Origin of the sequence: Chitinophaga sp. CC14, from assembly GCF_048957795.1 — a bacterium.
In the GTDB taxonomy this organism is placed as follows: domain Bacteria; phylum Bacteroidota; class Bacteroidia; order Chitinophagales; family Chitinophagaceae; genus Chitinophaga; species Chitinophaga ginsengisegetis.
Genome location: NZ_JARBFY010000005.1, coordinates 2,555,779 through 2,578,684 on the forward strand (window position 1 = coordinate 2,555,779; position 22,906 = coordinate 2,578,684).

A 22,906-nucleotide genomic window follows, 5' to 3' on the forward strand; every position below is an offset into this window, starting at 1 on the left:
CAACGATAGTAAATGAAAACTTTATATATATCTTAACGGACATACCCGTTCCTTACGCCAAACTTGTGGTGCAATGTTAAGTGGTATAAAACTGGAAAGTGTTAATCGAATCTTAACTGTTAATACGAAACGGAATTTATTAGAGATTAAACCAATACACCAGCTTCAGCACTAAAGCCCGGTTCCTTACATAAAACGGCTCAGGAAGATAATTGTCGGTATAAACAATAAAAAGGTCGGACGCCGGCCGGTAGCGCCACTGGAAGCGGGTATTCAGGTTCATATTCTTCTGCTGACCATTGTACTGCATAAACCCCGTAAAGAACAAAGTGTTGGTCATCGTTACATCCAACCGTGGCCCAACCAGCCAGAAAGAATTATTACCCCAGGGCTTTGGTAAATTGATATTGTTATAGTTAGCACTCAATGCAATGCTCACATACGGCTGGAAACGATATCCCAGTTCGGTATTGGTCATCAGCCGGCTGCCATCCGCATAATAGCCTCCATAGCGGGCCGACAATGAATAGGTAAACAAGCTTTGTGGCTTGGACACGTAATCAGCACCCACGGTGTTCCAATTATGCTGACTCCCGTTTACCAGGCTATCCTTACCGGTGTTGGTCGGATCAAAAGGTTGCAGCAGTTTGATATAGGTATTGGACGCCCATACGTTGAGCGTGTTCCGCTTCCGGAACACAATGCCGTAGTTGAGCATGGTTTCATTATCCGTACGATGCATATTCGCCTCATCAAAAAACCAGGTGCTGGTTACCTGCGGCCCATGGCTCAATACAGAACCCGATAACGGGAAGAAAAGACGGGTCACCTGCGGCGCTATCTTGATATATCCCTGGCGTGGCACATATCCCACTTCCGCATTATAATTGCGCCCCACATACTCATGCTGCCAGCCAATATTCCACTGTTTACTGGTGTATTGCAGGTTGGCCGCATGCGCAACATCATGGCCGGTTTTATTCGGCGTGTACGACTTCAGCAGCATGGCCTTTCCTGTCCAGAAATTATTGGAAGATGCCAGGTTATACTCCAGTCCCATGTTCCGGTTATACCTGTTGTAAACAGGCTTATCTGTTACTTTCGCCGGATCATAATTTACCGACTCCTTATTAATAAAGATAAAACCCAGGTTGGAGCGGGAAAATACCCGGCGCTGTAAAGCCGCCACCGTAAAGTTTTGCGCCGGCAGCCCGGTCTCCTCCTGTTTCCCGGTTTGCATATTCATTACGCCCAAACGCCAGTCTTTATTAAGCTTACCACTCAGCCTCGCGCCAAAACGGATTGGCACACCGCCAAGACCAATACGCCTCGAGAAAAAAGGACGGATCGTAGAATAGCCGAAGTTGGAAAACTGGTCGCCGTTTTCGAGGAAGAACTGCCGCTTCTCCGGGTAAAACAATTCAAAGCGATCAAGATTGGTTACCTGTTTATCCACATCTACCTGCGAGAAATCGGGGTTCACTGTAAGGTCGAGGTTCAGTGAAGAAGTAACCGCCACTTTAGCGTCCAAACCAGCATCCCGCCGGTATTTGGTGGGAGTAGCCTTATCATAATCCTTTAACATGCCTCCCAGCAGGTACGGGATCAGCGATACATTTGCACCTGCTGCCGGAGGAGCGGCATCCCATACCAGGTTGCCCGTATAGGCCAGCGAAGCCGTGGGAAACTGCCGCGGTACCGGCGCCCAGGCCGACTTCTCGGTTGTTTTCAGATCGTTCCGGCTGAAGTTAATTCCCCATTTGGTGATTCCTTTTTTATAACGGATGGTTTTAAAAGGTATCACTGCTTCAAAAACCCATTTATCCGGATAGTTTTTTACTACTGATGTCCACTTGTTATCCCAGCTCAGGTCCACCTTTCCGCCATCGTACATTAAACCGTCCCATTGCGCTCCGGCAGCGTTGGCGCCAAACGAAAAGCCATTGGTCTGATCATCAAACGGGTCCATGAATAAAAGGAAGTTATCGTTCTTCAGAAAAGCAAAATCGCGGCGCAATGATTCCACCATATACGGCCCGTCGCCACTCGTATAGTTTTCCACTACCAGGTACAGGTTCTTATCGTCGTAAGTCATACGCACATCCGTACGCAACCTGGCGGCGCTGGTATCCATTGGCAGCACCATATGAAAACCGGTAGCAACATCGGCCTGCAGCCACGCGGCTTCGTCTATTACGCCATCTATCTTAACAGGGGAAACCGCCTTGCGGATCTGCAATTGATAAGCATCATTTTTCTTTTGTGCACACACGGAGAAACCAACAACGCAACAGCTAATAATAAGTGGAATTATGCGAAACATCAGGTTGATATGGGTTTAACGAACAAAATACAAAAATTGCAAAAGGAGGAAGAAGAAAATGGATGAAGGGTAAATGCGGCGGATTTACATGATCCTGCCGGGATAAGAAGGTAAATGAAAACGGTGAGCAACAGGAGATCCACGTTGCTCACCGTCTTCCTTTCTCCCGGAAAATTATAATTTATTATTCTTCATCTGTGTATCAGCTACCGGCACTTTTACAGTGGTGGTTCTGCTGCTGCGGCCTTTGGTACTGAATACTTTCAGCTTCACTGTTTTACCACCCGCTGCAACCGGTGTAGTATATACCGGGCTCTTCAACGTAGGTTCGTCACCGTTAGTAGTGTACCTTATCACCAAACCCGGCATCTGGATGTTGGCGCTCAATACACCATTTTCCACTTTCGCGCCTGCAGTAGGAATGCGCCAGTTGAAACCGCCCTCGTAATAATCCAGGCGCGGCATTTCGCGTTTGCCCATTACATTGCTGAATACACTCCACGCCTGCGCATACAGTGCTTCGGCCTTTGCGGAATCATTTTCGGTAGCCCACTCCGGATCCTGCGCCCATGCCCGTTCTGCGAGGCCCAGCAACTTAGGCAACATCATATATTCCATGCGATCGGAACTGGTTACTGTTTCACTCCACAACAATCCCTGGATACCCGGAATATTGGATGCGCCAAAACCTGTTAACCGGTCTTTACCCACAAACAACTCCGGCGTAACGGGATTGCCCCTGCCATCTACTTTTGAATTTTTGTAATAGTCGAAAGGAATAAAATAAAACGGCTTATCCACATCTACAAAACCACCCCAGTAAAATCCGGGTTCGTCAAAAGATTTCATATAAGCCATATCAAAATAAAAGTTGCTTACACCAGACAGTATTACTTTATATCCTGCATTTGCCAGGCGATAGGATAAATCTTCCTGTCCGCCGCCAATCACGTTATTCCATACATTCAGCTGGAAGTGGTCGTTTACAAAATCAGGGTTAGGAATGCTCTGCGATGCGCCACTGACAGTTGTTTTACGCATTCCGGCTTCTTCCCATCCGGCTACTGATAAACCACGGGTTTTCAGCAGGTCATTCACTTTCCGGTAGTAATAATACCAGAGATCATTTACATCTTTCAGTGATTTATCCTGCTGCATCAATGCGATACAGGCAGGTGATTTTTCAAACACGCCGCCCGGCACTTCATCACCACCCATATGCACGGATTCAAGTGGGGCACCGGCTTCTTTATACATCGACTGCAATTCTTCCACCACTTTATCGAGGAAGTGATAAGTAGAAGGCAACGCTACATTCATCACATTGTCGTTCCAATATTGAACAGAATGGTATTCAGATTTATCCTGCAAATCGGTGAGTAGGTATTCGTTGGCTTCCTGATCGCGGCCTGCCGCTTTCAGGCGGTAGTAGCGGGATTCCATTGCTTTTACCGCAGCGCGGGCGTGACCCGGACTTTCTATTTCCGGTAAAACACGTATATGCCTTGCCGTTGCATAACGGAGGATCTCTATAAAATCGTTGCGTGAAAAATAGCCACTGCCTGCGGTGTTGGTAGTATCCGGACCGGAGCCATAAGATGGCGGCAACATATTTTTCCAATCGCTGCTATGACCACGTTTAGCGCCTACAGTAGTGAGTTCCGGCAGGGAAGGGATTTCCAGGCGCCAACCTTCATCATCGCTGAAATGAAAATGTAATACGTTTAATTTATACAACGCCATCAGGTCGATGATGCGTAACATATCGCGCTTGTTATGAAAGTTACGGGCCACATCTATCATGAAGGCACGGTAGCCAAAGCGGGGTTCATCTGTAACCTCTGCTCCCGGTATGGTGATGGCTTTCTGGTTGCCTGCGAATGCGGCCGGAGGAATCAGTGTTTTTAAAGATTGAATGCCGTAGAAAGCGCCGGTTTCAGTACCCGCAGTAATGGTAATTCCTTCGGGCGCTACTTTCAAACGGTAACCTTCCGGCGCAGTAATAGCGGCGTCATACACCAGGTTGATAACGGTTGTCCCTTTTTTTCGTTTACCCAGTAACGTTAGCAATTCAGCATCCAGTGCAGCAGCACTGGCAGACAACTGCGGATCGGCTTTCACTTCCGGGAAAGCATCCAGCACCAGGCTTTTACCGGTAGCTGTATATGATTTTGGTGTAGGGAAAACCAGCGGCAGCTGCGATGCCGGGATATCTTTCACTACAGCATTCTGTTTAAATATATCCGTTGGCGTTACTACCGCGGTTTTATCACCGGGGTAACGCATCAGTTGTTTTGCGGTGGTTGAAGGACGGATACTATAGTCTTTAATAGAGAACCCTTTTTCCGGTTGTTCCTCCCATACCAGGTACAACCCGGTAGGCGCATCTGTGAAGTTCACCGCCCAGGCATCGCCGGTAATGGCAAGTTTCAGGGAGTCGCCGGCGGCGATACCATTAAAGCCATCTGCCGGTGTAAAACGGTACAGGTCACCGTTGATATGTTCCACTTTCACATGCCCCGGCAATTCGCCCGGTGTAACCATCCTGATAAAATTAAAATACAACTGCCATCCTTTGGAGGGAAACGGTTTACCGGCTGTATTTACAAAGGTGAAGGCCGACTGAAAATTGTCGCGGCCCTGGTAGTGGTTTTCTACCACTTCCCAACTGGTTTTCAGCCGGGCGGCATCATAAGGCGTGGATTGTTGTGCCCGGACACCTGCTACAGTACTAAATAAGAACAGGCAAGTTGCTACCAGCTTACCAGGATGAATGTATCTTTTCATGTGGTGGATTGATTGAAGATTGGCTTATTTTGAAAGATAATAAAATAATTTAAAAACTGAGGCAGAGATTTTTGCGGAGGTTGTCTTTCTCAGGATTAAACTTATTACATTGATTTAGGGATTTGATCACTTTTGATTTTAAAAGATTTGGGGAGATATAAGCGGATATTCGCTTATATCTCCCCAAATCTTTTAAAAATCCCAAAAAATAAAATCAAGCTAATCAGTGTAATAAGTTTAATCCTGAGAAAGACAACCTCCGCAAGATTTAACAAATTTATCTGCCATACGTTAAGTAGATTTATAAGAACAATAGCTAAGGAAGTATTCGGCAATCTCCTGCAACCAGGAGCATCAAAAAATCAAAAAATTAAAGTCTATGGTTAAAGCATTTATCGGATTTTCATGTGTGAGTTTAGGTGTTATCATCGTTTTAGGATTATTTTTCCCCTGGGTATTCTGGTTACTGGTGTTGGTATTGCCCATTGTTGTGATGGGCGTGCTTGACCTCCTGCAAACCAAACACGCTATTATCCGCAACTACCCGGTAGTGGGACGGATGCGCTACTGGATGGAAGCATTGCGACCCAAAATCTACCAGTACTTTGTGGAAAGCGATATTGATGGCAGCCCGATCAACCGGGTAGACCGTTCCACCATTTACCAGCGTGCCAAGCGGGAACTGGATTCCCAGCCATTTGGCACCCAGTTTAATGTATACGCGGAAGGATATGAATGGATGGCGCATTCCATTCAGCCACAGAATTTTGATCACCTGGAGAAGGACCCGCGTGTAACCTTTGGCGGGAAAGACTGTAAACAACCTTATTCCGGCAGCATCCTGAATGTGAGCGCCATGAGCTACGGATCGCTCAGCAACAACGCGGTGCAGGCTTTAAACGGAGGCGCCAAAATAGGCAACTTCGCGCATAACACCGGCGAAGGCGGTATCAGTGAAGCTCACCTCAAACAGGGTGGCGACATCATCTGGCAAATAGGTACCGGCTATTTCGGTTGCCGCGATGATGATGGCAATTTCTCCGATAGTTTGTTTGCAGAAAAAAGCGCATTACCACAAGTCAGAATGATAGAACTGAAAATTTCGCAGGGCGCCAAACCCGGCCATGGCGGCATATTGCCGGCGGCTAAAAACACGCCCGAAATTGCAGCCATCCGTCATGTAAAACCACATACCACTGTATTCTCTCCTCCTTATCATAAAGCATTTAACAGTCCGCGGGAAATGATGCTGTTTATTCAGCGCCTGCGCGATCTCAGCAAAGGCAAACCGGTTGGATTCAAGCTATGCATTGGCCAGCAGCGTGAATTCTACGCTATCTGCAAAGCGATGATAGAAACGGATATCTATCCTGATTTTATTACGGTAGATGGTGGAGAAGGCGGCACCGGCGCAGCTCCGCCGGAATTTTCCAACTCTGTGGGTATGCCGCTCATGGATGGACTTTCCTTCGTACACGACACGCTTACCGGGTTCAATATCCGTCATCATATGAAGATCATTGCATCGGGTAAAATACTCACGGGCTATCACATGCTGCGGGCAATGGCCCTGGGCGCCGATACCTGCAACAGCGCCCGTGCTATGATGATGGCACTGGGATGCATACAGGCATTGGTATGTAACACCAATAAATGTCCTACCGGGGTGGCTACACAGGATAAATGGTTATCTGCCGGCCTGGTGGTGGACGACAAAAAACACCGCGTAGCCAACTACCACCGTGATACTATTGAAAGCGCTATAGAACTTGCTGGTGCAGCAGGTTTGAAGGATCCGCATGATATTACCAGGCGGCATATTTTCCGCCGGGTATTTATGAACCAGGTGAAAACTTTTGAAGACATATACCCGAGTACTGCGCCGGGTGCATTGTTAAACGGACTAATGCCGGAACATCTGAAAAGAGAAATGGAAACAGTGGGAATTGACACCTGGATTTAATACAAAAGATTCCGGCTTCTATCCCGCTAGAGATAAAAGCCGGAATGCTTAACCACGTGGCCGGTACAACGCCAGTGCGTTTTCCCTGCATATTTTAGCGGCAATATCTGCCGGGAAATTCTGGAGGATCAGTTGCAGATCCGAGGCAGCAAATGGCCGCGGCGCCCGGGTAGAGGGCAAATCGGTACCGAATAATAAAGCGCCTGCATTAATAGCCGTAATCTGGCGCATGGCGGTTAATACATCAAAATCACAACGACTGAAACCCGTTGCTTTTACCCTCGCTCCTTTCTCCACCAATGGCAATAAATATTTGAACCCGGCTTTTGACAAACCCAGGTGATCAATTACCACGGCAGGCAGTTTATGCAGGGTGGTAGACAGCCCGGGAAGTTGCCGGGAATCCACATACAACTCCACATGCCATTTCACCAGTTCATATACACGTAACGCCAGCCGTTCGAGGTGTTTTACACTTTCGGAACCGCCGCGCTGTACATTAAATCTTACGGCGCGTACACCTGCTTCATGCAGGGCTATAATTTCTTCGTCGCTGGTACCGGCTGGTATCTGCGTTACGCCAACATAACCGGCCCCCAGCTGCTTCAGCGCTTCCAGCAGGTATCCCTGATCAAATCCCTGGAAAGAGCCGGAAACCACTGCCCCGCCGGCGATGTTCAGCGGCGCTACCTGTTGCTGGTAGTCGGCTACTGAAAATTCCGATGGCAAAAAGCCTTCGTTTGGTTGCAAAGGAAACCGGTGATCAATGATATGCAGGTGTGCGTCGAATATGGGCTTATCAAACATAATCTCATCGTTGTTACAATCACAAGCTACAGAAAATAGCTGAAAGCAGAAAGCAGAAGGGCTGAGTAGATCTCTTAATCCGCTCAGCCCTTTACAGCAATTGCTTTATGTTTTGTTAAATTTCCATTGCGCCGGCAGCAGCTTCGTCTACAAACCAATGCAGCTCGCCTTCTTCCGGTCTGATCAGCTGGGAAGGATATTTCTCAGCATCGAAAGTGCCTTCGATCACGCTTTTCAGCGTAATGGCTTTGTTGGCGCCGGTGGTGAGGAACAGCACACAGGCAGCTTTATTGACTACCGGTGCCGTTAAGGTAATGCGGTACATATTCTGTGCTTCCAGGAAAAATGATTTCACCCAGGCTTTCTTTTCGTGTACAATAGGCAATCCGGGGAACAGTGACAGGGTGTGCCCATCGTCTCCCATACCCAGTAACACCAGGTCAAACGTGGTATCATCCTTTCCGAAATACGATTTCAGGATCTTTTCATATTCGGCAGCCGATTCTTCCGGGCCGATATCGGTACGCATTACATGGATATTTTCAGGATTTACACTTACTTTATCCAGTAATGATTCAAATGCCATGCGGGCGTTGTTACGCTCATCTTCAAAGGGCACATCTCTTTCATCTCCCCAGAAAAAATGTATTTTCTCCCAGGGTATCACCATGTTGTAGGGAGCTTTCGCCAGCAGGCTGTATAGCTGCTTTGGCGTATTACCACCAGACAGTACAAACGTAAACCGTTCCTGTGTTTGTAATACTTCCAGTATGTAGTTGCTGATCCACGCGGCTACATTTTCACTCAGCTGGGCAGGATCTTTTGCGATATGTAGTTCCATAAGATAAAAAAGTTACGGACCATTTTCACAAATGGTCCGTAATTATTATTTAGTAGGTAAATTAATCCAGGTATGACCGTCGCGGGCAACGAGTGCGTCTGCATCGTCGGGGCCCCATGAATCGGGTGCATAGTTCGGGAAGTCCTGCGGGGTGCGGTTTTCCCATGTTTCCAGGATAGGCATGATCACTTTCCAGGCAGCATCTACCTGGTCGCCGCGCATGAACAGGGTAGCATCGCCTTCCATTACATCCAGCAGCAAAGTTTCGTATGCTTCCGGTGCATGCTCGCCATTGGCGGCATCGTAGTTAAAGGTCATGTCTACCGGGTCCAGCGTCATGGTTTGTCCGGGACGTTTCGCCTGGAAGCGGATCCGTATATCCATTTCCGGTTGAATGCTGATGGTGAGCCTGTTAGGGCGCCATGTTTGTGCAGCTTCTATCGGGAAAGAATAAGGAGGTGCTTCCTTAAAGGTGATAATGATATTGGTAGCTTTCTGGTGAAGGTACTTACCGGTCCGCACATAGATCGGAACGCCCTGCCAGCGCCAGTTGTCGATATAAAATTTAACGGCAGCGTAAGTATCGATATTGGATTTGGGATCTACACCTTTTTCCTCACGGTAGCCGGCCACTTTATTTCCTTTCATCCAGCCGGCAGAATATTGTCCGCGTACGGCATGCTCATGCACCTTATCCGGTGTAATACGGCGGATAGCGTTGAGCACATCCACTTTCTTATTACGCACTTCATTGGCATCAAAAGATACCGGCGCTTCCATTGCCAGGATGCACATGATCTGCAGGATATGGTTCTGCACCATATCGCGCAGCGCTCCTGCCCTTTCGTAGTAACCGCCACGACCTTCCAGTCCCACGCTTTCAGCCGCAGTGATCTGGATGTTATCGATATAGTTGCGGTTCCACACCGGTTCAAACAATGCGTTTGCGAAGCGGAAAGCCAGGATATTCTGAATGGTTTCTTTACCGAGGTAGTGATCAATACGATAGATCTGCTCTTCTGTAAATTTCTTCGCCAGCAGTTCATTCAGTTCATGCGCACTTTGCAGGTCATGACCAAATGGTTTTTCCACTACAATGCGGGTGCAATGCTTATCGGAGCAAAGGTTCAGCTCACCCAAACGGGTAGCTATATTCGGTACCAGTTGCGGCGCTACGGCCAGGTAAAAGATAACGGTTGGATGTACGCCCCACTCTTGTTCCTTCTGCGTTACAAAATCGGTGATCTTGCTGTAAGATGCAGGATCTTCCGCATCCATCTGCAGATAAGTAACATGATTACTGAAATCTTGCCAGTGACCATTCTGCTCGCCCTTCCGGCGGGAAAACTTGCTGATTCCTTCCAGCAGGTGTTTATTATAGTCTTCGTTGCTGTATGGACTACGGCCTAAACCTGCAATAGCAAATTGTTCCGGCATCCACTCATCTAAAAAGAGATTATATAACGCAGGCGTTAGTTTCCGGTAGTTTAAATCGCCACTGCCTCCGAATATGAACAGGATGGATGCAGGCGGGCGTTTATGGATCTGCATATGTTTAATTAAAGATGAACATTTTTAGTGCTGCTGCCATTCCGTATGGAAAGTGCCTGGCATATCAATACGCTGATAGGTGTGTGCGCCGAAGTAATCGCGCTGTGCCTGAATCAGGTTGGTAGCCATGCGACCCGTACGGAACGCATCGAAATAAGATAAAGCAGACATGAATCCGCCTACAGGGATACCTGCGGAGGCGGCCTGCGCAATTACGCTGCGGGTGTTGCTTTCAACTGATTGTACGAGATAAGCTACGCCTTCATCCAGCAGGATGTTGGCCAGATCAGCATTTTTCTGGTAAGCCTGTGTAAATATTTCCAGCAGGGAAGAACGGATGATACAACCACCTCTCCATACTTTCACCACTTCCGGTAACGGGATTTCCATTTTCAGGTCGGTAGAGGCTTCTCTCAGCATGGCCAGTCCCTGTGCATAGCTCAGGATGGTGGCAAAGTAGAGGGCATCGTGTACCTGTTTGATCCACATTTCCGCGTCGGCATGAATGGTATTTTCCGGTGCTTTATAGATCGCTTCTGCTTCCAGGCGCTGTTCTTTGTAACCGGAGAGGGTACGCATAGCTACCGCGGTATCAATCACGGGAACGGCTACCGGCAATTCCATCGCATCCTGTGAGGTCCATTTACCGGTTCCTTTGGAACCTGCTTTATCGGAGATCACGTCTACCAGGCGTTTGTCTGATTTATCGTCGTTCTGGAGGAAGATATCTGCGGTAATTTCCACCAGGAACGATTGTAATGCGCCCTGGTTCCAGCTTTTGAATACTTCGTGCAGTTGATCATTGTTGAGGCCAGCCCCCTTTTGCAACAGGGTATAGCTTTCACTGATCAGTTGCATAATAGCATATTCAATACCGTTATGCACCATTTTCACATAATGGCCGGCGCCTTCTTTACCCAGGTAAGCTACGCAAGGCGTACCTTTTACTTTGGCGGAAATCGCTTCCAGCATGGGTTGTACCTTTGCATAGGCATCGAGGTCGCCACCGGGCATAATGCTCGGACCGGTACGCGCGCCCTGCTCACCACCGGAAACGCCAATACCCATAAAATGGATACCTTTTTCACGGAGTTGTTTCACACGGCGTAAAGTGTCCGTATAGTGGGAGTTACCACCATCTATTACTACGTCGCCCTGCTCCAGCAGCGGCAACAGGGAAGCTATCACGTCATCTACCGGCTGACCGGCGGGTACCAGCATCATTAATTTGCGGGGACGTTCCAGCAACTGTACCATAGTGGCCAGCTCTGCAACACCTTTAACGGTAGTACCGGGGGTAGCGGCTGCTTCCAGTGCGCTGTTCTTGGCAGCGTCTTTATCAAAGCCGATAACGGAAAAGCCATGATCCGCCATATTCAGTAACAGGTTTCTGCCCATTACGCCGAGGCCGATCATTCCAAAGTCATATAAGCTGTTTGCCATATATAGAGAAGTTACTTAAGGAGGTGTAAAAGTAGGGAAGAATTACGAAATACAAATTACGAATTACGGAGTTATATGGAGATAGCAGCTGATGTTGTTCACCGTCACTATTTCCACATAACTCCGTAGTTGTATTTATGAATAATTTTTATGCCGAGTTTCTGCCGGCATTGATAATACCAAAAGAGCAACGCATGATGAGCTTTTCGTAGGTTTCCCTGCCATGCCCGTTGTCGGGATGTGAATCCAGCTCCCGGATGCGAGTAAGCGCATACTGTTGGGTAGTGAGCAAAGGCAGCACAATTCTTTCCCTCATCTGGATAGACAGCAGGTCAATCGGGCTGCCAGCCATCAGTTCCGGCTCATTGGTCAGCAACAGCAGGTATTTCTTTGTCAGCTCAAATTCATTATAGATCATCTGCCATACTTCGCCGTATTGCGGATGTTTAGCCAGGTAAGCAGTAAGCGGGAAATAGCTCTTCTTCATCGCCATTACACAGTTATCGAGCAATGTCCTGAAAAACAGGGAGTGCACGTATAATGCCTGAACTTCCTCCCATTTACCTTGTTTTTCCAGCTGTTCCAGCGCACTGCCCACGCCATAATAGCCCGGTACATTCTGTTTCAGCTGGCTCCACGCACCTACATAAGGCACTGCTCTCAGATCGTTGAGATTGAGTTTGGCAGAGGCATTACGTTTGCTGGGACGGCTGCCGATATTAGCCTCCGCATAGTAACGCAGCGGGCTGGCATGATCGAGGTAAGCCAGGAAATGAGGATGTGTTTTTAATTTATTGTAAGATTTATACCCTTCATCCGCAAGTGATTGCAGCAAATCTTCTTCCGATTTGCTCAGTGTTACTTCACGGGAAGAGAACAGTTCATTGCTGATGCCCGCGTGTATCAGTTGTTCCATATTGAACTGTGCTGCATCCACGGTACCAAAGTTGGAGCTGATGGTTTGCCCCTGTATGGTTTGTTGTATTTCTTTATTGGCAATGTTCCTGCCCATAGAAGCATAGAACTGGTGCGTTTTTCCGCCGCCACGGGCCGGGGGACCTCCCCTGCCGTCAAAGAACACCACGTTGATTCCATATTCTTTGGAGATAGTAGTGAGTTCTTCTTTTGCTTTATAGATGCTCCAGTTGGCCATGAGATAGCCACCGTCTTTGGTGCCATCCGAGAAGCCGAGCATAATGGTTTGTTTGCACTGGCGGCGACGCAGGTGCTCGCGGTATTCGGCGTTTTCGTACAGCTCTTTCATCACCTGTCCTGCATGACGCAGGTCATCAATGGTTTCAAACAGCGGTACAATATCTACCGTCATCTCTTCTTTTTTCCAGCCGCTCAGGAGAAACAAACCGTATACTTCCATTACATTGAGTACACTGGTACTATGACTGATAATATAACGGTTGCAGCCTTCTTCCCCATTGGCAGCCTGTATTTCCTTAATGGAAGCAATGGTTTGAAGGGTATCCTGGTGCAGTGGGTTTTCCAGTGCCATTGGATCTGCGGCTTCTTTTATATTCAGTAATGCACTGATCTTTTCTTTATCTCCCAGGGAAGTATAATTATCCGGCAGTGCGGTTGTTTTAGCGGCTACCGCTTCCAGTACGGCTTCATGAACAGAGCTGTCCTGGCGGATATCCAGGGAAGCAAAGAACAATCCGAATATTTCCACTTTGCTGATCAGGTTATCTACGAGATGTACAAACAACCCGTTCAGATCGGCAATAATAGTATTTCGTATATCCGACAACGTGTCCAGTATTTCCTGGCGGCTGATATCTGCTTTGTGCCCGGGAATAAAGAGGTTGCGGGATAATTTTGATTCCAGTGCAGCTACTACGTTTTCCACGCCTTTAAAAGTAAGGCGGCGGCGCAGATTGCGTACTTCCCGGAAGTAGCATTTCATAATAGATGCCCGCAGGGCGGCGGCTACTTCTACAGTGGTGGGCGCTTTCACAAACGGGTTCCCGTCACGGTCACCACCGGGCCAGAAGCCCATACGGATCACGGAGTTCTCGCTGCTGATGGCGCCTGGAAACTGCGCCCGGATGGACGACAGGATGCGGCCGGCCGACTGGTAAAATATATTTTCAAGAAACCACACCAGGCTGATGGCTTCATCATACGGGGTGGGTTTTTCTTTTTTGAAGAACGGTGTTTTCCCCAGCTGTTGCAGGTACATATTTACCTGGCTGGTATTTTCGTCGATGAGGGCTTTAGACAGATCGTTGATAATACCCAGTACCTCGCTGGGGTAAAATTGTGTAGGATGCGCGGTCAGCACCAGTCTCACGGAAAAATCCTTCAGTTTATCCTTTAGTTTATCCTGGGCTTGTTCCTGGATCACTTCAGACTGCAGGTGGCGCAAAGTACCGGCGCCCTGCAGGTCGCGGATATTCCGGAACGCTGCATCTTCCAGTGCATCAAACAGTACTACCTGTCTTTCAGCGTATTGCACAAAGCGGAACAACAGGTCTGTTCGTTGCTTTTCATCCGTATAGGTGGTATACTGGGAAAAAAAGGAGTCCATAATTTCCTGGGGGCTGTTGCCTTTGGCATATCCTTCTTCACAGTGAAGCAGGAACAGGGACAGGAAGATCCCTGTCTTTTCCACCCGGTGGAAAGGCAAAGAGGTGAAGAGGCTATTATACAGCTGAAACTTGGTCCCAACAAGGTTTTTGAACTGTTGCAGCGAATTATTTACCGGCGCTTCCATACTAATTATCCGTTTATAGTGCTAAAGAAGAAGACTAAGCGGCTGTTAAATTAATAATTATTATGTTAATTTCTTAGATTTTTGATTTTTGTTTTACAGAAAGTGATAATGTTTGAATATTATCTAATAAGAAGCAGGGGGATTAAAAAGCAATCCCGGCCGCTATATGCGGGCCGGGACTGGTATCAGGAATCAGAATGCGCAGGTTAAATGGATGTAAGCCGGATAAACAGGAATTAAGAATTAAAGAGATAATAATATAGGAAGTCACTCCGTCAAACGATGACAGAACTTTCCGGGTTATTAATAAAAGTGTTTATTGAAATGAAAGAAACGTGAAACTACCTGGATACTTAGTTGCCGCTTAATTTGAAGTTGACCGGCAGGTTAAAATATACCGCCACATATTGTCCGTTCTGTCTACCAGGCTTCCACTTCGGCATTTTGCTGATTACGCGGATCGCTTCTTCTTCAAGCCCACCGCCTTTAGCTGCGCCTGTTGTTTTTACCTGTGAAATAGTGCCATCACGGTTTACCACAAACTGGATATATACGATTCCCTGTATTTCATTTTCCTGGGCGAGGTGTGGATACCGGATATTATTACCGAGATATTTTGCTAATGCACGTTCACCACCTGGGAATTCGGGCATGATTTCCACGGTAATAAGCGGGCCGTCGGCATCGGCAGCTTTGTTTGCTACTGTTATTACGCCGGAATTGCCGTTACCACTGGCGTTCAGATCAATGTCCATACCTCCTTCCACTCCTTCTGAGGTAGTAAAGCCTACTACTTTGGTTCCAATATCGGCATTCTTCGGAGGCATTTCGTCCGGTGGAACATCCGAATCAACAATCACCGGTGTAGTTACCCTGACAGAAGCAGCTAATGGCGGTGGTGCTGAAGTTACTGGCGGAGGAGGAATGGTAACAGGAGGTTCCGGTGGGATCTCCAATGCCTGTAATTCAATTTTCTTCTCTGCCAATACAGGCCGGTGTACATTTTCTGCGGCCATCAATGTGTTGTTCAACACGTAGCCGCCGATCATTACCAGCATAATAGAAGCGGTGCCCATTACTGCGTTGCGAACACGCCGGTCGTAGCGACTGCGTAATTCATAGGCCCCATAATCTTTGTTCCTTCCATAGAAGAGAATGTCGAGGAAATCATTCCCCGGGATTTTAGCTGAGTCCATGGTAATATGTTTTTTAATTAGATGAGATAGTAAAATATTTTCCATAAGGTTTCTGAAAATATATTTTCAGGGAGATGGATAACGGGGCGGGGTATATGAAACCGGGGTAATGGAACAGGCTATAATATATATAATGGAGATAGTATTAAAAATAGAAGTCCCGACACGTGTCGGGACTTGCTGGCACTGGGGACCTTACCTGAAAACAAGTGGTTCCTTCATTTTAATTAGGCTTTCCGAAAAAAGTATAGGCGTATACGTTACTTCGTATGTTGCCCGACCGCTTCCGGATAATATCTTAATAACAGTTGGTTTGGAAGCAGTCTTTAATGATCCGATGATGGCTTCAGTCCGTGGGGCAATTGCCGACAAAACCCACCAGTATTGTTTGAGACAACGCCCCTTTTGAACTGAAGTTGATCGTTTAATTTCAATGGATAGTAACCCAATTCTATTCCGTTACCAATACACTCGTAATACGTGTATCCGTATACGTTATATTATCTTACACAGCTGTTATTACCGGTCTGCCGGGTAAAGGCATCAAGGCTGAACAGTTGATGATTGTTTTCATGTTAAATAAAATGAGAGAGACCGGTTTAAGATTTCAGTTGATAAATGCCAGGAGGATGCGGGGAGGTACGTTGCTGATAAATTTACCACCAATAAATTTGCAGCACACCTTTCCCGCAAGCCTGACCAGGCATTCTATTTACAGCTTACAGAACGCAAGATTTTCTTTTCAACAGCGGCTGCAATAACAGCCCGCCATTTGAATGTAACGGGGACAGGTGATATTTACCACGATATTTTGCGTGTGGTAACGCATTCCACTAGTTAGCGTGTGCCTTTTCATAGTGTATTTTTTATTTACACATTTTCAATAATGATGGCAGCAACACCTTGCTGGTGGTCAAAGGATGCCGGAAGCGTTTGCCTGATGCTTCCCTGTGGTGGTAGATCTTATTAGTCTACTGATTTGGTAGACAAATATACATCGAGTTTTATTAATTCCAAATAATTGCGCAATTTTTTTTGTGATTTTTTGTTTTATCCCGGAGGGGGGAGTCAGCGCCCGCGTACGACAAAAGTGTATTTTTGCGGCATGAAAGAGCATGTGAAAAACATTTTACTCATTATAGCAGGTGCCTTCATCTTTGCAGCAGGCATCAACTACCTGGCCATCCCCAACAAATTATCTGAGGGAGGCGTAATCGGTATCACCATTGTAACCTACTACTATTGGGGATGGTCACCGGGTGTAACCAACTTCATCATCAATGCTATCCTCATTGTAACGGGATACCGGCTCCTGGATAAAAGAAGTATGGTATATACCATCCTCGGCATCCTGTTCTGTTCCCTGTTCCTGTATCTCACAGAAAACAAACTCGCCCCGGTTACCACCAATCCTTTGCTGGCGGCTATTTTTGCGGGGCTGCTGGTAGGTATTGGTATTGGCCTGGTATTCCTGTCCGGCGGCACCACCGGCGGGTCGGCTATTGTAGCCCGGCTATTTAACAAGTATTTCGGATGGACACTGGGCAACGCCATGCTCATTTTCGACATTGTTGTGATCATGGCTTCTTCCTTTATTATAGGCATAGAAAAAACCATGTACACTTTTATTGCCGTATACATTGGCGCCAGAACGGTGGATTATATCGTGGATGGTCTTAACACCAAACGCGCCATCACCATTATTTCCGCACGCACGGAAGCCATTGCGGCAAAAATCACCGGCGAAATGAAACGCGGCGCCACCGTATTGCACGGGCATGGCGCCTATACCGGCGCGCCCAAAGAAGTGTTGTATGTAGTGATCGGCAAACAGGAGCTGATGCGACTTAAATCACTGGTGCAGGAAACCGACCCGGAGGCCTTTGTGGTAATACACGAAGTACATGAAGTACTGGGAAGAGGATTTTCAAAATAGTATTAGCTGCCGGCTTCCTGTACCAGGAAAGCCGGCAACCATCATTACTTACCGGTTAACCCGCGGATCACTTTCACTTCTTCTTCACTATAAGGCGTTCCATCCGGCCGGAAAATATCATGAAACCAGGTAGGAGGCTCGCTGCCATCCGGCATAGGCGTGCTCCAGGCATATTTGGTATTGGTTTTACCCGCTACCAGCCCCCAGTTAATGGCGCCGATATTTTCCTTTTTCAGCAACGGCATAATATTATCAAAACGGCTGCTGCGCGTACGGGCCATATATTCCGTACAAATAAGCGGCCTTCCCAACGGACGCAGGGTATCAATATCCCGCTGATGCTCTTCCGGCGGGGAATAGTTGTGATAGGTAATTACATCGGAATGGGTTTCCTGGAATTTGGAGAGCTCCTTCAGCTTCCAGTCCCATATCCCGGCGGATAATGGCTGTGAAGGATTTACCTCCCGGCCCCAGGCAAATACTTTTTCCAGCAGGGGCAAACTTTTGTTACCATGACCGGAGTTACCGGGTTCATTATACAAGTCCCATAACAGGATTCGCTTGTCGTCGGCAAAAGAAGTCATGACATCTTTCACATATCTCTCCAATGTATCCACAAGCGCAGGACGCTGGTGGATAGCTAATCCCGGGTCCTGTACCCAGCCGGAATTGTGGATGCCCGGTCTTGGCGCCCGCTGCGGGCCGGCCTGGTAAGTACTGTCCCAGCAATCATCAAAAAACACAAATAAAGTGGAGATGTGGTGCCTGTCTGCAATATCCAGGTAGGTGCTGATCCGCTGCTTAAACCCCGCGGAGTCAACCACCCAGGGCACATGATGCAAATATACCCGCATGGTGTTCAGCCCGATCCCTTCTGCATAACCCAGTTCCCGGTTAATTGTAGCGGTATCAAAAGTAGCGGCCTGCCACATTTCCAGCTGGTTGATAGCGGTGCTGGGAATGAAATCGCTTCCCCTGATCCAGTCTTTACCCGCATACCAGGCATTGGCCCTTTCCTTTGACCACAGCCCCTTTTCGGGCTGCTTACAGCTCATCTGAACAAGCACGGCCACGCACAACGCAATAAATCTGTAATTCATAACGTAACTTTTTTAGTGGAGTCTCCAAAATAGTGATTATACGTGTCTCACGTTAGCCGATATGTCTCAATTTGTTTTTCCGGAAAGAATTCATATTTGGATTTTGACATTTAGATGTATATATTGTAGGCAGCTCAACGCTCTTTTCTATCCTTACCATCTTATCAACCAATACAATTAAAGGGAAATGACACAAAGCTCTCAACGCTTTTTACCGCTGGACGTATTCCGCGGACTGACTGTTTGTTTCATGATCATAGTGAACACAGGCGGCACTGGTGGAACTTACTGGCCACTTGACCATGCTGCCTGGCATGGCTGGACACCCACCGATATGGTATTTCCCTCTTTTCTTTTTGCTGTGGGCAACGCCATGAGCTTCAGCATGAGGAAATACGAACAACTGGGAAATTCAGCGGTGCTGGGAAAGATTTTCAAACGCACCTTGATCATTTTCCTGCTCGGGTACCTGATGTACTGGTTCCCGTTTGTAGAACATACCGATACCGGGCTTCAATTCAAACCATTTAGTCATACCCGCATACTGGGTGTGCTGCAACGTATTGCATTGTGCTATTGTATTGCTTCTCTCCTGATTCACTACTGCTCTAAGAAAGTGGTATGGATTGTCAGTGCCGTATTCCTCCTGGGTTACTGGGGCGTTATGTGGTATTTTGGTACTCCCGGCGAACAGTACAGCATGGGCGGCAATGCCGGCATCCTGCTCGATAAACTTATTTTGGGAGATAACCACATGTATCATGGCGAAGGCATTGCCTTTGATCCGGAAGGTATACTCAGCACCATTCCTGCTGTAGTAAACGTGGTGGCAGGGTATTACACCGGCCTGTTTGTTCAGCAACAGGGCAGAACAAAACCCGGCTTACTCCGTATGGTTGGCGCCGGCGTATTATTCCTGCTGCTGGCATATGCATGGAACACGGTATTCCCTATCAATAAAAAATTGTGGACCAGCTCCTATGTATTGCTCACCATCGGGATAGACCTGCTGCTGTTATCACTCCTGATTTTTGTGATAGATATCCTCAGCGTTACCAAAGGCACCGGCTTCTTTACGGTGTTCGGTAAAAACCCGTTGTTCCTCTATCTGCTATCGGAAGTACTGGCCATCCTGTTCTATTTCTTTATGGTCAATGGCGTGTCGCTCTATAAATGGATCAACGACACTATCTTCCAGCCACTGTCGCCGGGCAAGTTTGGATCGCTGCTGTTTTCACTGGCCTTCATGCTCACGTGCTGGGTGGTAGGATTTATTCTCGACAGGAAAAAAATCTACGTCCGCGTATAACGTTATCTTACTAAATATAAAAGCAAAGGGGAGGCTTAATGGCCTTCCCTTTGCTTTTATATGCATCAAACATTTTTCGCTAAATTGTACATAAAACTATCACGGATGGATCTCTCACTCAAAGGAAGAACAGCGCTGGTGTGCGGCAGCTCACAGGGAATAGGACTGGCCACTGCAACAGAACTGGCATTGTTAGGCGCTACGTGTATTTTATTTGCAAGAAATGAAGACAGCTTAAAAGCGGTGCTGCCCACACTCAGTACTTCCAACGGGCAACAACACAGTTATGCCATCGCTGATTTTTCAGATGTAGCGCAGGTTACAACAGCAGCGGAAAAAATAGCTGCTCGCGGTCCCGTGCATATACTCATTAACAACACCGGCGGGCCTGCAGGCGGCCCCATTTTAGAAGCCACCGCAACGGCATTTACCGCGGCCTTTTCACAACACCTGCTGTGTAACCAGGCATTGGCGCAGATATTTGTGCCGGGTATGATCAGTGCCGGTTTTGGCCGTATCATCAATATCATTTCCACTTCTGTAAAAGCACCGATAAAAAATCTCGGTGTGTCTAATACTACCCGGTGGGCAGTGGCTGCCTGGTCTAAAACGCTTGCCACAGAACTGGCGCCGCATGGCATTACGGTGAACAATGTATTGCCCGGTTCTACTTCTACCGCGCGACTGGAAGGATTATTTAAGAGCAGCGCTGCCGCCCGTAACGTATCTCCGGAAGTAATAGAAGCAGAATGGCTGAAAGAAATTCCGATGCAGCGTTTTGGAGAAGCCCGTGAAATAGCGGCGCTGGCCGCATTCCTGGCATCGCCCGCTGCGGCTTATATTACAGGCACCAGCACCGCGGTAGACGGCGGTAAAACACCAGTGATGTAACTAATCAGCAGGGAATAAAATTTACAACACGCACCAGGCTGCCGTTTTCAAAATATAACTGTACGCTGCTTTCGCTGTCTTTATTATAAGAATCACGGAGGATGATCATATCTTTCTTACCCTCATTTTCTGCCTGCAATACGGCATTGGGATATAACCGTTTTACGTCTTCCCAGGTGGTATGGCGGCTAAGGGTGATTTTACCGGAGGTCAGCGAATTACTGTCTGTAAAAACAAATTCTTCACAGGCCAGTGAATCTTTGCAGTGTTCGAAAGTAGATCCGTCTTTATAGAAAAAATCAAAATCCTCGTCAAACTGCGATCCGCAGATATCCTCGCCATTGGCAGATATAATGCTGTCGGCCATTCCAATAGCTGCTTCCAGTCGCTGCCTGCTGGTAAATAACGGCACTTTGTTATTGATGAGTGCTTTGCCAAAGGGAAAAACTTCTATCTGCTCCCAGGCAATGTTCCGCTGTATTTCCTGCAGGGAGTCGTCGTCTTCCGTAAGCGGCCGGACAGTTTCCGAGGGCGCCGCTACTGCGATGTTATCCGTTTCTTCTGTTCTGCTTTGCTGACAAGCTGTTAACGACAGCAACATGACGATACTGAACACGCGCTTTCTGTTTTCGTTCAGCCGATACCGTATATTCCGCATGATCCCGATAAAATTTAAACTTAATTCCAGAACACATAATTAAAATAAATTATATTAAGAAGCAAGTTATTTTTATTGCAATCGTTTGCATAAATGACGAATGCAGCCTATATTGTACACACAAAGTTCCACATATGAAAAAGCAAACCCTTCTCTTATTCCTGGGCATCACCCTGCCACTGGCCGGGCTGGCGCAGGATAATTCCGCTGACGCAGCGGTGGTAAAAAAAGTAGCAGACTATGCTGTTGCCCATGCCGCCTTCCGGTTTACAGGAGATAACAACCAAACCTGGAACACCAGCAAGGAAATACCAGCCGGCGTAACAGCCAGGATATCCGACCACCTGAGCGAATGGCATTATCCAAATGGGGTATTGAACATCGCCATGACAGACCTCGGCAATTACCTGAAAGACGAAAAATACACTGCCTTTGCGCAGCAACATGTTGCCTTTGCATTCGACAACTACGCCTACTTTGAAGCCCTCAGCAAGAAAGGCGTGAAGTACAAAGGTTTTCCGTTCAATCAGCTAATCAATACCCGCGTACTGGACGATTGCGGCGCTATGGGTGCCAGCCTGTTAGACGTCTACCAAAAAGTAAAAAGAAGCGATTACAGGGCCTATATCGATAAAGCAGCCAATCATATCAGCAAGGTACAGGAAAGACTGGCAGATGGCACCTTATGCCGTCCAACGCCTTATAAATGGACCCTTTGGGGAGATGATCTGTACATGAGTGTTCCCTTCCTCGCGCGTATGGGTAAGCTCACCGGCAACAACGCTTATTTTGATGATGCCGTAGCCCAGGTAAAACATTTTTCGCACTACCTCTGGGATGAACGGAATGAATTGTATGTGCACTATTATTACGAAGACCTGAAAAGACAGGGCGTTGCCCACTGGGGCCGCGCCAACGGCTGGATCATGCTGGCAAAGGTACAGTTGCTCAACGACCTGCCCGCCAATCATCCAGGCAGGAATGAAGTGATTGCAGATGTTACCCGGCAAATCCTGGGCATCGCAAAATACCAGTCGGCCAGCGGCCTGTTTCACCAGGTACTGGACCGTACCGATTCCTATACGGAAACTTCCTGCACCGCAATGTTTGTTTATTCCATTGCACGCGGCGTAAATGAGGGCTGGCTCGATAAACGCTATATCTCCATAGCAGAAAGGGGTTGGGAAGGATTGGTAAAGGAGAAAATTCAGGAAGATGGCCAACTGAAAGATGTTTGCATTGGCACAAACACTTCAGCGGATCTGTCTTTTTACTATAACCGTCCTACAGAGCTGAACGATTTTCACGGTATCGGACCGGTGATAGAAGCAGGCATTGAGATTATGCGGTACCACGCGAATAATAAAAAATAA

General features: G+C 47.4%; 15 protein-coding genes. 5 read left to right on the forward strand and 10 right to left on the reverse strand.

The window, feature by feature from the left end; translation table 11 throughout:
- Window positions 1-139: 139 nt before the first annotated feature.
- Together PV783_RS29975 and PV783_RS29980 are read right to left on the reverse strand one after the other, a co-directional pair.
- A complete protein-coding gene (locus PV783_RS29975; protein ID WP_420990603.1) occupies window positions 140-2,323 on the reverse strand; it encodes a DUF5916 domain-containing protein in 2,184 nt (727 codons plus the stop codon).
- A 174-nt stretch (window positions 2,324-2,497) separates the two neighbouring features.
- The gene (locus PV783_RS29980; protein WP_420990604.1) at window positions 2,498-5,110 is read right to left on the reverse strand and encodes a family 20 glycosylhydrolase; all 2,613 of its coding nucleotides are present in this window, start codon (window positions 5,108-5,110) and stop codon (window positions 2,498-2,500) included.
- A 379-nt stretch (window positions 5,111-5,489) separates the two neighbouring features.
- On the opposite strand from PV783_RS29980, the gene PV783_RS29985 reads away from it, so the two are divergent.
- Window positions 5,490-7,073, forward strand: coding sequence for an FMN-binding glutamate synthase family protein (locus tag PV783_RS29985; protein WP_420990605.1), 1,584 nt, complete (start codon window positions 5,490-5,492; stop codon window positions 7,071-7,073).
- A gap of 48 nt (window positions 7,074-7,121) precedes the next feature.
- On the opposite strand, the gene PV783_RS29990 is transcribed toward PV783_RS29985, so the two are convergent.
- From PV783_RS29990 to PV783_RS30015, 6 genes are all read right to left on the reverse strand, one after another.
- Window positions 7,122-7,880, reverse strand: a complete 759-nt coding sequence (locus tag PV783_RS29990; protein ID WP_420990606.1) for an amidohydrolase family protein — start codon at window positions 7,878-7,880, stop codon at window positions 7,122-7,124.
- 115 nt (window positions 7,881-7,995) lie between these two features.
- Window positions 7,996-8,721, reverse strand: a complete 726-nt coding sequence (gene pgl, locus PV783_RS29995; protein ID WP_111577944.1) for a 6-phosphogluconolactonase — start codon at window positions 8,719-8,721, stop codon at window positions 7,996-7,998.
- 45 nt (window positions 8,722-8,766) lie between these two features.
- The gene (zwf, locus tag PV783_RS30000; protein WP_420990607.1) at window positions 8,767-10,272 is read right to left on the reverse strand and encodes a glucose-6-phosphate dehydrogenase; all 1,506 of its coding nucleotides are present in this window, start codon (window positions 10,270-10,272) and stop codon (window positions 8,767-8,769) included.
- A 24-nt stretch (window positions 10,273-10,296) separates the two neighbouring features.
- A complete protein-coding gene (gene gndA / locus PV783_RS30005; protein ID WP_420990608.1) occupies window positions 10,297-11,715 on the reverse strand; it encodes an NADP-dependent phosphogluconate dehydrogenase in 1,419 nt (472 codons plus the stop codon).
- 148 nt (window positions 11,716-11,863) lie between these two features.
- Window positions 11,864-14,443, reverse strand: coding sequence for a phosphoenolpyruvate carboxylase (locus PV783_RS30010; RefSeq protein WP_420990609.1), 2,580 nt, complete (start codon window positions 14,441-14,443; stop codon window positions 11,864-11,866).
- A gap of 353 nt (window positions 14,444-14,796) precedes the next feature.
- Window positions 14,797-15,639 carry an energy transducer TonB gene (locus PV783_RS30015; RefSeq protein WP_420990610.1) on the reverse strand — a complete coding sequence of 281 codons (843 nt, stop codon included), beginning with the start codon at window positions 15,637-15,639 and terminating at the stop codon, window positions 14,797-14,799.
- 1,105 nt (window positions 15,640-16,744) lie between these two features.
- Here PV783_RS30015 and PV783_RS30020 point away from each other — a divergent pair.
- Window positions 16,745-17,575 (forward strand): YitT family protein, encoded by an 831-nt coding sequence (locus PV783_RS30020; protein WP_079470903.1) that lies wholly within the window; start codon window positions 16,745-16,747, stop codon window positions 17,573-17,575.
- A gap of 44 nt (window positions 17,576-17,619) precedes the next feature.
- Here PV783_RS30020 and PV783_RS30025 read toward each other — a convergent pair whose 3' ends face one another.
- Entirely contained in the window at window positions 17,620-18,675 is a 1,056-nt protein-coding gene (locus PV783_RS30025; RefSeq protein ID WP_079470904.1) for a 1,4-beta-xylanase, read from the reverse strand.
- Window positions 18,676-18,862: 187 nt separating this feature from the next.
- Here PV783_RS30025 and PV783_RS30030 point away from each other — a divergent pair, with 187 nt between their 5' ends.
- A complete protein-coding gene (locus PV783_RS30030) occupies window positions 18,863-19,984 on the forward strand; it encodes an acyltransferase family protein (protein WP_111577948.1) in 1,122 nt (373 codons plus the stop codon).
- A 105-nt stretch (window positions 19,985-20,089) separates the two neighbouring features.
- Window positions 20,090-20,875 (forward strand): SDR family oxidoreductase, encoded by a 786-nt coding sequence (locus PV783_RS30035; RefSeq protein WP_420990611.1) that lies wholly within the window; start codon window positions 20,090-20,092, stop codon window positions 20,873-20,875.
- A 4-nt stretch (window positions 20,876-20,879) separates the two neighbouring features.
- Here the strand turns inward: PV783_RS30035 and PV783_RS30040 are convergent, their stop codons facing one another.
- Window positions 20,880-21,533, reverse strand: a complete 654-nt coding sequence (locus PV783_RS30040) for a hypothetical protein (RefSeq protein WP_420990612.1) — start codon at window positions 21,531-21,533, stop codon at window positions 20,880-20,882.
- 134 nt (window positions 21,534-21,667) lie between these two features.
- Between PV783_RS30040 and PV783_RS30045 the strand changes: the two genes are divergently transcribed.
- Complete coding sequence (locus PV783_RS30045) at window positions 21,668-22,906, forward strand: glycoside hydrolase family 88/105 protein (RefSeq protein ID WP_420990613.1); 1,239 nt, start codon at window positions 21,668-21,670, stop codon at window positions 22,904-22,906.